At 65.6% G+C, this 13887-nt stretch carries 10 protein-coding genes and 2 pseudogenes; 6 read left to right on the plus strand and 6 right to left on the minus strand.

Going from position 1 to position 13887, the window contains the following annotated elements:
* Positions 1 to 964: 964 nt before the first annotated feature.
* The 5 genes from E0E18_RS01960 (at position 965) to E0E18_RS01980 (ending at position 6565) form a co-directional block, all read left to right on the plus strand.
* The gene (locus E0E18_RS01960) at positions 965 to 3766 is read left to right on the plus strand and encodes an aconitate hydratase (RefSeq protein ID WP_066587726.1); all 2802 of its coding nucleotides are present in this window, start codon (positions 965 to 967) and stop codon (positions 3764 to 3766) included.
* A gap of 33 nt (positions 3767 to 3799) precedes the next feature.
* Positions 3800 to 4432, plus strand: a complete 633-nt coding sequence (locus E0E18_RS01965; protein WP_130839193.1) for a TetR/AcrR family transcriptional regulator — start codon at positions 3800 to 3802, stop codon at positions 4430 to 4432.
* A gap of 80 nt (positions 4433 to 4512) precedes the next feature.
* The gene (locus E0E18_RS01970) at positions 4513 to 4779 is read left to right on the plus strand and encodes an ACT domain-containing protein (protein ID WP_130839194.1); all 267 of its coding nucleotides are present in this window, start codon (positions 4513 to 4515) and stop codon (positions 4777 to 4779) included.
* Positions 4780 to 4787: 8 nt separating this feature from the next.
* A complete protein-coding gene (locus E0E18_RS01975) occupies positions 4788 to 6170 on the plus strand; it encodes a PFL family protein (protein ID WP_066587730.1) in 1383 nt (460 codons plus the stop codon).
* A gap of 104 nt (positions 6171 to 6274) precedes the next feature.
* Positions 6275 to 6565: a PLD nuclease N-terminal domain-containing protein gene (locus E0E18_RS01980; protein ID WP_078057346.1), complete on the plus strand. Its 291-nt coding sequence runs from the start codon at positions 6275 to 6277 to the stop codon at positions 6563 to 6565.
* Here E0E18_RS01980 and E0E18_RS01985 read toward each other — a convergent pair.
* Positions 6538 to 8166 carry an ABC-F family ATP-binding cassette domain-containing protein gene (locus E0E18_RS01985; protein ID WP_066589716.1) on the minus strand — a complete coding sequence of 543 codons (1629 nt, stop codon included), beginning with the start codon at positions 8164 to 8166 and terminating at the stop codon, positions 6538 to 6540. The two genes, E0E18_RS01980 and E0E18_RS01985, sit on opposite strands and share 28 nt — an antisense overlap.
* Before the next feature lie 421 nt (positions 8167 to 8587).
* On the opposite strand from E0E18_RS01985, the gene E0E18_RS01990 reads away from it, so the two are divergent.
* A complete protein-coding gene (locus tag E0E18_RS01990) occupies positions 8588 to 9820 on the plus strand; it encodes a lycopene cyclase family protein (protein ID WP_237559596.1) in 1233 nt (410 codons plus the stop codon).
* On the opposite strand, the gene E0E18_RS01995 is transcribed toward E0E18_RS01990, so the two are convergent.
* The 5 genes and pseudogenes from E0E18_RS01995 to sufD form a co-directional block, all read right to left on the minus strand.
* A complete protein-coding gene (locus E0E18_RS01995) occupies positions 9799 to 10176 on the minus strand; it encodes a metal-sulfur cluster assembly factor (protein ID WP_066589720.1) in 378 nt (125 codons plus the stop codon). The genes E0E18_RS01990 and E0E18_RS01995 overlap by 22 nt on opposite strands.
* Before the next feature lie 182 nt (positions 10177 to 10358).
* Positions 10359 to 10799: pseudogene (sufU, locus tag E0E18_RS02000) on the minus strand (Fe-S cluster assembly sulfur transfer protein SufU); the annotation flags it as partial.
* Between the two features lie 27 nt (positions 10800 to 10826).
* Entirely contained in the window at positions 10827 to 12071 is a 1245-nt protein-coding gene (locus E0E18_RS02005; RefSeq protein ID WP_066587734.1) for a cysteine desulfurase, read from the minus strand.
* Between the two features lie 63 nt (positions 12072 to 12134).
* On the minus strand, positions 12135 to 12899 hold the full coding sequence (gene sufC, locus E0E18_RS02010) for a Fe-S cluster assembly ATPase SufC (RefSeq protein ID WP_110481415.1): 765 nt from the start codon (positions 12897 to 12899) through the stop codon (positions 12135 to 12137).
* A 79-nt stretch (positions 12900 to 12978) separates the two neighbouring features.
* Positions 12979 to 13887 (minus strand): annotated as a pseudogene (sufD, locus tag E0E18_RS02015) (Fe-S cluster assembly protein SufD); the annotation flags it as partial.

The raw sequence follows: 13887 nt of genomic DNA on the forward strand, positions 1-13887 counted from the left end.
CGCGGGAGGGGTCGGGGCCCGAGGCTGCGGACCACCCGCGCCGACCGGGACTGTGTCATCTTTCGTGACCTGGGTTCCTGACCCGGGCCGCTTTGATAACGATTCGTGACCAATCGGCGACAGGAGCACCGTAGGTCACACCACCCACGGAGGGAACCTCAACCACATCAACCACATCTGAAACCATGAGTAACAGGGGCCCCATACGGCCCGTGAGCTGCGGCCACGTCCCCCAGTGTGATGTGTATCACTATCAATGTTCTGGCGGCGTGTCGGCTTGCGACAGGCCCGAAGACTTTACTTAAACCTTCCAGAGGTCGTTTAACAGCGTCAAGGTTCTGTCATTGACAACTTGGTGAGTAGCTGGTGAGCTGCCCCCGGTTCCGGGGTGGCCTGGGTGGCCCGGGGTCGGGATTCGGACGGGTGCAAGCAGGTGCAAGCAGGTGTGGGAAGGTGCGGGCAGATGAGGAGATGCAATGTGCTGAAAGTCCGAGGTTCGGAGATTCGGGAGAATCAACAGACGTCAAGTGTGTGGGCCGTACTTTCATCGATCCGGAATCGGTGTGGGATGCAGTGGTCCCGGTGGCGGTGTCAGAGGGATGCTGACGGGGACAGACGGGTGCGGACGGAACTCGGCAGCGCGGCAGGCCGGTGCCTGCTGTGGCGGGATGACCACCGAATGTGACCTGGATCTCCGACAGGTCGAAGTTCTGCTGCTGTCCGCAGTCCCCCCGACCAGCGCACCTCTTCATCTTCCCACCAGCAATTATGTAGCAATACAGTCGTACTGTTATGGTGGATACGACGGATCAGGGACCGCTGTTGCACAATAGTGGTACGCCTCACGCCGGAGTCCCCGATATGGGCGGCGCCGCAGACCAGGTCCACGGTCGTGCGCGAGGTGAGACGTCAGACGAACGTCACAACGACGACATATAACGAGAAGAGACTCAGGAGCACTCACGTGACTGAAAGCAAGAACTCGTTCGGCGCCAAGGGGACTCTCGAGGTTGGCGACCGCACGTACGACATCTTCCGCCTCAGCGCAGTCCCGGGTATGGAGAAACTCCCCTACTCACTGAAGGTTCTCGGCGAGAACCTCCTGCGCAACGAAGACGGCGCCAACATCACCAGAGAGCACATCGAGGCCGTCGCCAACTGGGATCCCACGGCGGAACCCAGCATCGAGATCCAGTTCACCCCGGCCCGCGTGATCATGCAGGACTTCACCGGTGTCGCCTGCGTGGTCGACCTGGCCACCATCCGTGACGCCGTTGTCGCCATGGGAGGCAACGCTGACGACGTCAACCCGCTGAATCCTGCCGAGATGGTCATCGACCACTCGGTCATCATCGAGGCGTTCGGTGACGCCAGCGCCCTCGAGAAGAATGTCGACATCGAGTACCAGCGCAATGCCGAGCGCTACAAGCTGCTGCGCTGGGCCACCGGTGCCTTCGAGAACTTCCGTGTCGTCCCCCCGGGAACCGGCATCGTCCACCAGGTCAACGTCGAGTACCTGGCACGCTGTGTCTTCGACAAGGACGGCCTGGCCTACCCGGACACCTGCGTGGGTACGGACTCCCACACCACCATGGAGAACGGCCTCGGCATCCTGGGCTGGGGCGTGGGCGGCATTGAGGCAGAGGCCGCGATGCTGGGCCAGCCGATCTCCATGCTCATCCCCCGCGTCGTCGGCTTCAAGCTCAGCGGTGAGATCCCCGTCGGCGTCACCGCCACCGACGTGGTGCTGACCATCACCGACATGCTCCGTCAGCACGGCGTTGTCGGCAAGTTCGTCGAGTTCTACGGAAAGGGTGTCGCCGAACTCCCGTTGGCCAACCGCGCCACGATCGGCAACATGTCCCCCGAGTTCGGTTCCACCGCGGCGATCTTCCCGATCGACGAGGAGACCGTCAACTACCTGCGCCTGACAGGACGTGACGAAGAGACCCTCGCACGAGTCGAGGCCTACGCCAAGGAACAGGGCATGTGGCTGGACCCGGAGTTCGAGCCCACCTTCTCCGAGTACCTCGAGCTCGACCTGTCCACCGTCGTGCCCTCCATCGCCGGCCCGAAGCGCCCCCAGGACCGCATCGAACTGGTGGACTCCAAGGCCCAGTTCCGCAAGGACCTGCACAACTACACCGACAGCACCTCCGGCTCCACGGACGCGCAGGACTTCGTCGCAGAAGGCGGCAACGTCGGTGCCCACACCGGCAACCCCGCGTCTCCCGCGGACGCCAAGGGCAATATCCCCTCGGCGGCTCGTGGCAACGAGGGTCGCCCGTCGAACCCGATCGAGGTCAACTACGACGGTCAGGACATGGTCCTTGACCACGGTATGGTTGCCATCGCCTCCATCACGTCCTGCACGAACACCTCGAACCCGTCCGTCATGGTCGGCGCCGGTCTGCTCGCCCGCAAGGCAGCCGCCAAGGGCCTGCAGTCGGCACCCTGGGTGAAGACCTCCATTGCCCCGGGCTCCCAGGTCGTCACCGGCTACTTCGAGAAGGCCGGTCTGTGGGAGGACCTCGAGAAGCTCGGCTTCTACCTCGTCGGCTACGGCTGCACCACCTGCATCGGCAACTCCGGCCCGCTGCCGGAGCCGATCTCCAAGGGCATCAACGACGCCGACCTCGCCGCGACCGCTGTGCTGTCCGGTAACCGTAACTTCGAGGGACGCATCTCCCCGGACGTGAAGATGAACTACCTGGCGTCCCCCATCCTCGTCATCGCCTACGCGATCGCCGGCACGATGGACTTCGACTTCGAGACCCAGCCCCTCGGCCAGGACCGGGACGGCAACGACGTCTTCCTCAGGGACATCTGGCCCTCCACCGAGGAGATCCAGAAGGTCATCGACTCCTCGATCACCCGCGAGCTGTACACCACCGACTACGCGGACGTCTTCAAGGGCGACGAGCGCTGGCGCTCCCTCCCCGTGCCGGAGGGCAAGACCTTCGCCTGGGACGACGCCTCCTCCTACATCCGTCGTGCGCCCTACTTCGACGGTATGCAGCCCACCCCGGACCCGGTGTCCGACATCCACCACGCCAGGGTGCTCTGCCTCCTCGGAGACTCGGTCACCACCGACCACATCTCCCCCGCCTCGTCCATCAAGCCCGGCACCCCCGCCGCGCAGTACCTCGACTCCAAGGGTGTGCAGCGCAAGGACTACAACTCCCTGGGCTCGCGGCGTGGCAACCACGAGGTGATGGTCCGCGGAACCTTCGCGAACATCCGACTGCAGAACCAGCTGCTCGACGGTGTCTCCGGCGGCTACACCCGTGACTTCACTCAGGAGGGCGGCCCCCAGTCCTTCATCTTCGACGCAGCCGAGAACTACAAGGCGCAGGGAACTCCCCTCGTCGTGCTCGGCGGCAAGGAGTACGGAACGGGCTCCTCCCGTGACTGGGCGGCGAAGGGCACCCTGCTGCTCGGCGTGAAGGCGGTCATCGCGGAGAGCTTCGAGAGGATCCACCGCTCCAACCTCGTCGGTATGGGAGTGGTTCCGCTGCAGTTCCCCGCCGGCGAATCCTGGAAGTCCCTGGGCCTCGACGGTACCGAGACCTTCGACATCGAGGGCATCGAGAAGCTCAACGAAGGGGTCACCCCGGAGACCATCAAGGTCACCGCGACCAAGGAAGACGGGACCGTCATCGAGTTCGACGCCGTCACCAGGATCGACACCCCCGGTGAGGCCGACTACTACCGCAACGGCGGCATCCTCCCCTACGTTCTCCGTCACATGATGAAGAACGCCTGACGGGCTCTCCTCTCCCGGAAGGGGACATGACGCATGCCGAAGGTCAGCGAGAGCGACCTCTCTGAGCGGCGGGCCGACATTCTCGGCGCCGCGCGCCTGTGCTTCATCGCCTACGGGTATGACGGTGCCACAGTGTCCCGGCTGGAGAAGGCCACGGGGAAGTCCCGCGGCGCGATCTTCCACCATTTCCGGAACAAGGAGACCCTGTTCCGGGCCGTGGCGCACCGTGACATGCTCCGTATGACCGAGCTGGCGTCCTCCAGGGGCATGATCGGACTGATCCGGTACATCCTCGAAGAACCCGACCTGGCCGACTGGTGGAGTCTGAGGGTGGAGATCACCCGGAGGATCCGGTCGGACGCCCTGCTGCGCAGCAGCTGGGAAGCCGACCAGAAAGCCCTGAGGCAGGCGGTCACCGCCCGTCTCACGGAGCAGCGCGAATCCGGTCGACTCCGTCAGGACATCGACCTGGAGACAACCATCCAGCTGCTGGAGCTGACCCTGGAGGGAGTGATGTCCCACCTGGACTCCGACCGGGTCAGCGACCATCTTCCGGCCGCGCTCGACCTGGTCGAGCAGTCCCTGCGCTCCCCGGACGCCGTCGGAGACTTCGACGACACCGTGACCGTCACCGACACCGCCCTGGTGGACGCCGACAGACAGTGACAGAGGTCGACACACGCACCCTCCCCCGCTACCGCGGGCCGGAGGGTGCTGTCAGTTCCGGGGGCACTACCATAGCGGGAATGATCGCGATCATGACCGTCACCGGACGGGACCACACCGGAATCATCGCCGCTGTCGCCACCGCCTGCGCTGACCTGGGTATCAACATCCTCAACGTCTCACAGACCATCATGGACGAATGGTTCACCATGATCCTCCACGTGGAGCTGCCCGAGGAGCTGGACGTGACCTCACTCGACGAACGCATGGCGGAGGTCGAGAACGACCAGAAGCTCGTCATCACGGTCCAGTCCCAGGCAATCTTCGACGCGATGCACCACATCTAGGGGCCACCATGTCAGCGACATCACCGTCATTCCTCCCGTCCTCCTCGGTACTCGAGACCATCGAGATGATCCAGCGGTACCGCCTGGACATCCGTACCGTGACCATGGGTGTCAACCTCCTGCCCTGTGTCCGCGCGACCTCGGAGGCCACCTGCCGCGCCGTCTACGACACTGTGACCGAACGAGCCCGTGACCTCGTCCCCGTCGCCCGCGGAATCGAACGTGAACTGGGTATACCGATCGCCAACAAGAGGGTTTCCGTGACTCCGGTCTCACTCGTGGCGTCCGCCGTCCCGGGATGTGACCCGGTGGACATCGCCCGGGCCCTGGACCGGGCGGCCGCGGAGATCGGTGTCGACTTCATCGGCGGCTACTCCGCGCTCGTCGACAAGGGGGGGACCGACAGTGACCGCCGGCTGATCCGGTCCATTCCCGAAGCACTGAGCGAGACCTCCGTCGTCTGTTCCTCGGTCAACATCGGATCGTCCCGGGCAGGCATCAACATGAACGCGGTCCGGGAGATGGGCAGGATCGTCCGCGGCTGCGCCGAAGCCACCGCCGACCGCGGGTCCATTGCCGCAGCCAAGCTGGTCGTCTTCTGCAACGCGGTCGGCGACAACCCGTTCATGGCCGGTGCATTCCACGGTGTCGAGGAACCCGACTGCGTCATCAACGTGGGCGTGTCAGGTCCGGGAGTCGTCGACCGGGCGGTGGCAGCCATGGGCGGGGACGCCACCCTCAACGAGATCGCCGAGGAGATCAAGAAGGCGGCCTTCAAGATCACCCGCACCGGCCAACTGGTCGGGACGATGGCCGCCGAACGCCTCGGTATTCCGTTCGGGATAGTGGACCTGTCGCTGGCGCCCACCGCCGAGATGGGGGATTCCGTAGCGCACATCCTCGAGCACATGGGCCTGGAACAGGTCGGAACCCACGGAACCACCGCGGCCCTGGCACTGCTCAACGACGCGGTGAAGAAAGGCGGGATGATGGCCTGCTCCCGTGTCGGAGGGCTTTCCGGTTCCTTCATCCCCGTCAGCGAGGACGCCGGGATGATCGACGCGGTCCGTGCCGGCAACCTCACCGTGGACAAACTCGAGGCGATGACCGCGATCTGTTCGGTGGGCCTCGACATGATCGCCGTTCCCGGTGACACCCCGGCGTCCGTGATCTCCGGGATGATCGCCGACGAGGCGGCCATCGGCATGATGAACCACAAGACCACGGCAGTGAGGGTGATCCCGGCGATCGGCTGCTCCGTCGGAGACGACGTGGACTTCGGCGGACTGCTCGGTCACGCACCGGTCATGCCGGTGCATACCGTGGACAACTCGGGATTCATCGGCCGGGGCGGATTCATCCCCGCCCCCGTCCACGGTTTCCGGAACTGATCCTGCGGGCGTCGGAAAGTCATACCCGGGGCTGACGACCCTGCTGCCCGACAGTTGGACAATGGTCGCCGGAAGAAACACCCCTCCGACGAAAGAAGTGGTACATGGTCACCGTTGTTGCGGCAGTCACCGATGCGGACGGCGCGCTCACCCCGGGTTGGGGCACGGCACTCGCCGTGCTCCTCGGCGTCCTGGCACTTGCTCTCCTTGTCCTGGTCATCTCAGCGCTCGTGAGCATTGTCAGGGCTGACGCCCTGACCACCGGGGGGAAAGTCCTGTGGGCGGTGGTGGTCTTCGCGTTCCCCTTCATAGGGTCACTCGCCTGGTTGATCTGGGGCCGTGGTGCGGTGCTCCAGAGGCCGGCGGGTCAGGCCAGTTCCACGATGTCCATGTAGGCGTCGGACCAGAGATCCTCGTCCCCGTCCGGCAGTACGATGACGCGTTCAGGTTCCAGGGCACGCACGGCTCCGGGATCGTGGGTGACCAGGACGACCGCCCCGGTGTAGGTGCGCAGGGCGTCGAGCACCTGTTCCCTCGACTGGGGGTCGAGGTTGTTCGTCGGCTCGTCGAGGAGCAGTACGTTCGCCCGGGAGCTCACCAGGGTCGCCAGGGCCAGACGGGTCTGCTCACCGCCTGAGAGTGTCCCGGCGGGCTGGTCCAGCTGCTCACCGGAGAACATGAACGCACCGAGAAGGCCCCTCAGGTCCTGTTCGGCGGAATCCGGGCAGGCGTTCACCGCGTTCTCCCACACTGTCGCAGCAGGGTCGATGGTGTCATGCTCCTGGGCGAAGTAGCCGATCTTCAGGCCGTGCCCGGTGACCAGTCCACCCTCCCCGTCCGTCCGCTCGACCCCGGCGAGAAGTTTGAGCAGGGTGGTCTTGCCCGCACCGTTGAAACCGAGGACCACAACGCGGGACCCCCGGTCGATGGCGAGGTCGACTCCGGCGAAGACCTCGAGAGATCCGTACATCTTCGTCAGCCCCTTGGCGAACAGCGGGGTCTTGCCGCATGGTGCCGGCTCCGGGAAGGAGATGTGGGCGTACCTGTCCTCCTGACGGACCTCGTCGAGGCTGTCGATCATCCTGTCCGCACGGGCCAGCATCTGCTTCGCCGCCGCGGCCTTCGTGGCCTTGGCGCCGAGTTTCGCCGCCTGCTGACGCAGGGCCGAGGCCTTCTTCTCCGCGTTGACCTTCTCCCTGCGCCGGCGTGCCTCGTCGGTGGCCCGGGCGTCCAGGTATTTTTTCCAGGTCATGTTGTAGACGTCGGCTTCACCACGGACGGCGTCGAGGAACCACACCTTGTTGACGACATCATTGAGCAGGTCGACATCGTGCGAGATCATCACGAGACCGCCCTCGTGCTTCTGGAGGAAGCCGCGGAGCCAGTGGATCGAGTCGGCGTCGAGGTGGTTGGTGGGCTCGTCGAGAAGCAGTGTGGTCTGTGACCTGCCTGAACCGGCTGTCGCTGCGAAGAGAATCTGGGCGAGTTCCACACGTCGACGCTGGCCACCGGAGAGCGTCTTGAGCGGCTGGTCCAGGATGCGTTGGGGCAGTCCCAGTCCGTCACAGATCCGGGCGGCCTCCGAGTCGGCCTCGTAGCCGCCCAGTGCGCTGTATCTTTCTTCGAGGCGGCTGTACTTGCCGATAGCGGCGTCACGCTGGGCGTCAGAGCCTGACTCCATGAGTTCCTGCTGGCGGTCCATGGCTGAGCGGATCTGGTCGAGACCACGGGCGGAGAGGATCCGGTCCCTGGCGGACTGTTCGATGTCACCTTCCTTCGAATCCTGGGGAAGGTAGCCGATCTCCCCGGACCGTACGACCTTTCCACCGTAGGGTTCGGTCTCTCCGGAGAGGATCCGCATGGTGGTGGTCTTGCCGGCGCCGTTACGCCCGACAAGTCCGATACGGTCGCCGGGCTGCACGCGGAGCAGCTGTCCCGGTGCGTTGAGCAGGGTGCGGGCCCCCACCCGCACCTCAAGATCCTGGGTAACAATCACAACGGTCCAGCCTATCATGCCACTGCTGTCAGACCGGTATGCGGCATCTGTCGGTCGTGGGGGCGGGCGCCGCGCTCTCTACCTCCCCCCGAGGAGAGAGAGACTGCAACGGAGTAGTCCCGCGGGCGACCCGCCCCGCACTTCCGGTCGCTCCGGAGTATCTGTGTTTCCGACCCCCTCCGGAGCAGTCCTGCCGGATCACCCGTGAGGGGAGTCCATGTGGACAGTCAAGAATATATATCGTATATCAGTTTCTGGCTACAGTCTGTGATATTCCTGTCAGCTCAGACACAGTGGGTGGGGGTGGGTGAGACCGCCGTTTGTAGGGTCTGTTGTCCACTGAGGCAAAATGTTTAGGCTGTTCATATGATAGCGTGTGATTCTTGTATTCTGCCACCTACATCATGCTTTCGGGGGTAGAATGACATCCGTGCATGTCGCAGTCGTGGGCCTGGGGCCCGCCGGAGCCCTCGTCGCCCACCGTGCGGTCGCCCGGGGATGGACCGTCGACGGTTACGACCCCGCGTGCGTGATCGACGACGGTACCGTCGCACTACCCGGGTGGCGTCACACTTACGGCTTCCCGGTGAGGGCACTTCCCGCGGCCCTGCGGGAAAGTGTCCCCTTCTCGACCGTCACTGAACAGGTGACCGCGCACACTCCGCATCTGCACCGGCTGCACCACGGCCCCTACGGCATTGTCGATGTCGCGGCTGCGAGGGACCGGCTCTCCCCCGGTGTGCGCCTGCACCGGACCAGGGTCACCGACATGTCTGCGGCGGCACTGGGAGTTGACGCCGTCATCGACTGCCGGGGTGTGGTCGACAGGCCCGGAGCGGTCCGGCAGGTGGCCTACGGCCTTTTCCTTCCGGAGGACGCCGCGGCCCGTGCAGGCCTGACTGTCGGCGAGTTCATGGACTGGAGGCCTTCCCCGGCAGCATGTTCCGGTACGTCCGGGACAGCGGCATCGGGTCCGGCAGACCAGGCAGGTCAACCGGAGATGCGACCGGGGAGGCAGGGCACAGGGAATTCTTCCCCTCACACGGGCACGGACCCCAGTTTCCTCTACGTCCAGGACACCGGAACGTCGGTGCTGGCGCAGGAGACCGTCCTGGCCACCCGGACGCCCTCACGGACCCTGCTGCCGGAGCTGCGGGTGCGTCTCCTGTCGCGCCTCGGAGACGCCGCGGCACAGGCCACCGGCACAGAGACCGTGCACTTTCCGACCGACCGCCGCAGGCGCCCGTGGTACCTGGGGCCGGATGACAGGGGCACGGTCACCTTCGGCGCGGCGGGCGGTCTCACCCACCCTGCAACCGGCTACTCCGTGGCGGCGTCGGCCGCCGCCGCCGACCTGGTCCTCGACAGTATCGTCGAGGGTGCACCTGTGGGCAGGATGCTCTCGGCGTCCCTCGCACACCGGCTACGGCTGCTCGGAGCGGAACTCATCGTCCGGGCGGACGGGCCGACGCTGCGCAGGTTCTTCGACGCCTTCTTCAGCCTTCCGCCGTCGCTGCAGCGGGGGTACCTCCCCGGCCAGGGTGCGGGCGCGGTCGCCGCCGCCATGGTGGCCCTGGGTTGCCGACCGCGGGACTGCCTGCCTTTCCTCCGCCCCCTGCCGCAGGCTCTGCGCTACACGCTGAAACCCAGGTAGCGCAGCTGTTCGCGGCCTTCCTCATTGATCATGTGCGGCCCCCACGCCGGTGACCATACCCAGTTGATGCGCAGCTCGGCGATCCGGTCGAGGGTTCCCACGACCGCAGACTGGGACTGGTCCTCCAGCATGTCGGTCAGGGGGCACGCCGGGGAGGTGAGCGTCATGTTCACCACAGCCACGTTGCCGTCTTCGATCCAGATGTCGTAGACCAGTCCGAGGTCGACGACGTTGATGCCGAGCTCCGGGTCGATGACGTCGAGGAGACACTCCTCGACCTGCCCGGCCAGCTCCACCTCCTCCGGAGTCGGTTCGGCGGGGGGCCGGGGGACGTCGTTGAGCGGGTTCGGGTCCATCTGAGGTGCGGAGGGCTCGCCGGCGCCTGTCTGGGCGGTCGTGCCGGTGGTGTTGGCGTCCTCGTTCACTGTGCGGTCCTTTCAGTGGGGCGGGCATTGTCCGGGAGCGGGTCTTCCCGGTGTGCGACGTCAGGGGCCGGACTGTCAGCGGGGCGGTCGTCCGGCCGGTCGTGGGAAGACTGGGACACTCCGGCATCCAGGACCGCGGCCTCGAAGGCCTTCCATCCGAGGAGTGCACACTTCACCCGGGCCGGATAGCGGGACACCCCGGCGAAGGCTATGCCGTCACCGATGAGGTCCTCATCCCCCTCGAGCTCTCCCCTGCTGGTCACCATCTTCTCGAACTCGCCGAGCTTGGCGAAGGCCGACTCGACCGGCTGGCCGATAAGCTCCTCCGCCATGACCGAGGTGGAGGCCTGGCTGATCGAGCAGCCCTGGGCGTCGTAGGAGATGTCCTCCACCGTCGACCGGTCCCCGCTCAGACGCACCCGGAGGGTGACCTCGTCACCGCAGGAGGTGTTGATGTGGTGGACCTCGGCGTCAAAGGGGGTGCGCAGGCCCGCATGCTGCGGGTTCTTGTAGTGGTCCAGGATGACCTCCTGGTACATCTGCTCGAGTTTCACGGGCGGACCTCACTTTCTGTACTGGTGCTACCGGGTGCCGAAGAAATCCTGGGCGTGACGGACGCCGGCAGCCAGCGCATCCACCTCGTCGCGGGTGTTGTACAGGTAGAAACTGGCCCTCGCACTCGCCTGCACTCCGAGGCACCTGTGCACGGGCCAGGCGCAGTGGTGACCGACGCGGATGCACACCCCGAGGTCGTCGAGAACCTGACCCAGATCGTGGGGGTGGATACCGTCGACGACGAAGCTCACCGCCGAGCCACGGTTCTCCGCCGTGGCAGGTCCCACGATACGCAGTCCCTCGATCTCACCGAGCTGCCCGAGCGCGTAGGCGGTCAGGTCATGCTCGTGGGCGGCCACGGCGTCCATCCCGATTCTCTCCAGGTAGTCCACTGCGGCGCCCAGCCCGACGACCTGGGAGGTCATCTGGGTTCCGGCCTCGAAGCGTTGGGGAGGTTCGGTGAACGTCGTCTTCTCCATCGTCACCAGCTCGATCATCGACCCTCCGGTGAGGAAGGGCGGGAGCACCTCCATGAGGCTCTTCCGGCCGTAGAGGACGCCGACACCGTTGGGGCCGAGCATCTTGTGCCCCGAGAATGCGGCGAAGTCCACGTCGAGGGTGTGGAAGTTCACGGGCATGTGGGGAACCGACTGGCAGGCGTCCAGGACGAACAGTGCACCGACCTCGTGGGCACGGCGGACCGCCTCGGCGACGTCGAGCTGTGCACCGGTGACATTCGACTGGTGTGTCAGTGCGACGACCCTGGTCCGGTCGGTCAGCTCGAGGCTGTCCAGGTCTATGCGGCCGTCGGGGGTGGCGCTGTACCAGCGCAGGGTCGCACCGGTACGGATCGCCAGCTCCTGCCAGGGCACCAGGTTGGCGTGGTGTTCGACCTCGGAGATGACGATCTCGTCACCCTCTTTCACGGCGTACCTGCCGCTGCGGGGGTCGCCGAGAATGAACGCGACCTCGTTGAGAGCTTCGGTGGCATTCTTGGTGAACGCGATTTCGGCGTCCTCGGCCCCGACGAAGCGGGCGATCCTGTCCCGGGCGGACTCATAGGCGTCCGTCGCCTCCTCCGCCAGCTGGTAGGCGCCGCGGTGAACCGGAGCGTTGTGGTTCAGCAGGAAGTCGCGCTCGGCGTCGAGGACCTGCAGCGGCCGTTGCGATGTCGCCCCGGAGTCCAGGTAGACGAGGGGTCGACCGTCGCGTACCGTCCGCGACAGGACCGGAAAATCCGCGCGGACGGCGGTGGTGTCCAGTGTGGTCATGTGTGTGATGCCTCTTTACGCGTTCTACTTGTGCCGTACCGGTGGCTCTACCTGTGCCGGCACCTATGCCTTGGCCGTGTACTTCTCGTACCCGTGCGCCTCGAGCTCCTTTGCGAGGTCGGCACCACCGGACTCGACGATCCGGCCGCGGGCGAAGACGTGCACGAAGTCCGGGTGGACGTAGTTGAGGATCCGCTGGTAGTGGGTGATGAGCAGCAGTCCGCCGTTCTCCCGCTCCTTGTACCGGTTGATGCCCTCGGAGACGATCCTCAGGGCGTCGACGTCCAGACCGGAGTCCGTCTCGTCGAGGATGGCGAACTTCGGCTTGAGCAGACCGAGCTGCAGGATCTCGTGACGCTTCTTCTCACCTCCCGAGAACCCCTCGTTGACGGAACGCTCGGAGAAGCTCGGGTCGATGTCCAGCTCCTCCATCGCAGTCCTGGCCTCCTTGACCCACGCGCGCAGCTTCGGCGCCTCACCACGCACCGCGGTCGCGGCCGACCGAAGGAAGTTGGCCATGGACACCCCCGGCACCTCCACCGGGTACTGCATGGCGAGGAACAGCCCGGCGCGGGCACGCTCGGACACGTCCATGTTCACGAGGTTCTCCCCGTCGAGGAGCACCTCACCCTCGGTGATCTCGTAGCGGGGGTGTCCGGCGATGGCGTAGGACAGGGTCGACTTGCCTGAGCCGTTCGGACCCATGATGGCGTGGGTTTCGCCGGAGTTGATGGTCAGGTTGACGCCGTGGAGGATCGGCTTGGGCTCCTCGCCCTCCTCCTGGGGGACGACCTGGGCGTGGAGGTTCTTGATCTCAAGGGTGCTCATCGCAAGTGTGCTGCTTTCTTCTGCTGTTGTGGTGCTCTTCGGGGCGGAGAGGTCGGGTGCGTCCGGTGGGACGCCGTGGTCACAGGACGGTGTCGGCGAGTTCGCGCTCGACGACATCCTCGAGGTTGTCGCGGACCTGCTCGACCGGGACACGCCGGATGACGTCGGAGAAGAATCCGCGGATGATGAGACGGCGGGCCACCTCGTCGGGGATGCCCCGGGACATCAGGTAGAACATGTGCTCGTTGTCGAAGCGTCCGACCGTTGCGGCGTGGCCGGCACCGACGATCTCGCCGGTCTGGATCTCCAGGTTGGGGATCGCGTCGGCGCGGGCGCCTCCAGTGAGAACGAGGTTCTTGTTCGTCTCGTAGGTGTCTGTGCCTGTGGCTTCGGGACGGATGAGGCAGTCACCGATCCACACGGTCCGGGCCTCGGTGCCGTGGCGGCCTTCCTCACCCTGGAGTGCCCCCTTGTAGAGCACGTTGGAGCGGCAGTTCGGCTGACTGTGGTCGACGAGGAGGCGCTGCTCGAAGTACTGGCCGGCGTCGGCGAAGTAGACACCGAGCATCTCGGCGTCCCCGCCGGGACCTGCGTAACGGACGTGGGGCAGAGAGCGGACGACGTCGCCCCCGAACACTGCGCTGGTGTGGCGGATGGTGGCGTCGCGTCCGATGAGGATGTGGGAATTCGACAGGTGCACGGCGCTGCGGTCCCAGTCCTCCCACACGACCACGGTCAGGCGGGCGCCGTCGCCGAGGACGAACTCGAGGTTGTCGGAGTGGACGCCGGCACCGTCGTAACGGATGACAACGACAGCCTCCGCGAAGTTGCCGAGGTCGACCACGGTGGTGCCGTACGAGGTGACCTCGTCACCCGAGCCGGTGACCGTGACCGTCACCGGCTCGGTGAGGGCCGTCCCTTATACACATCTGACGCTGCCGCCGCAGAGGGGAGCGTAGACTTCGGTGGGGGCCGCGTGGCGCACAAA

It is taken from the genome of Corynebacterium neomassiliense (assembly GCF_900626215.1).
GTDB lineage: Bacteria > Actinomycetota > Actinomycetes > Mycobacteriales > Mycobacteriaceae > Corynebacterium > Corynebacterium neomassiliense.

Excerpts from the sequence above, each read along its gene's own strand:
- sufC (WP_110481415.1), bottom strand. The coding sequence starts at position 12,899 with ATGAGCACCCTTGAGATCAAGAACCTCCACGCCCAGGTCGTCCCCCAG.
- E0E18_RS02005 (WP_066587734.1), bottom strand. The coding sequence starts at position 12,071 with ATGACCACACTGGACACCACCGCCGTCCGCGCGGATTTTCCGGTCCTG.
- E0E18_RS01990 (WP_237559596.1), top strand. The coding sequence starts at position 8,588 with ATGACATCCGTGCATGTCGCAGTCGTGGGCCTGGGGCCCGCCGGAGCC.
- E0E18_RS01970 (WP_130839194.1), top strand. The coding sequence starts at position 4,513 with ATGATCGCGATCATGACCGTCACCGGACGGGACCACACCGGAATCATC.
- E0E18_RS01975 (WP_066587730.1), top strand. The coding sequence starts at position 4,788 with ATGTCAGCGACATCACCGTCATTCCTCCCGTCCTCCTCGGTACTCGAG.
- E0E18_RS01965 (WP_130839193.1), top strand. The coding sequence starts at position 3,800 with ATGCCGAAGGTCAGCGAGAGCGACCTCTCTGAGCGGCGGGCCGACATT.
- E0E18_RS01980 (WP_078057346.1), top strand. The coding sequence starts at position 6,275 with ATGGTCACCGTTGTTGCGGCAGTCACCGATGCGGACGGCGCGCTCACC.
- E0E18_RS01995 (WP_066589720.1), bottom strand. The coding sequence starts at position 10,176 with ATGGACCCGAACCCGCTCAACGACGTCCCCCGGCCCCCCGCCGAACCG.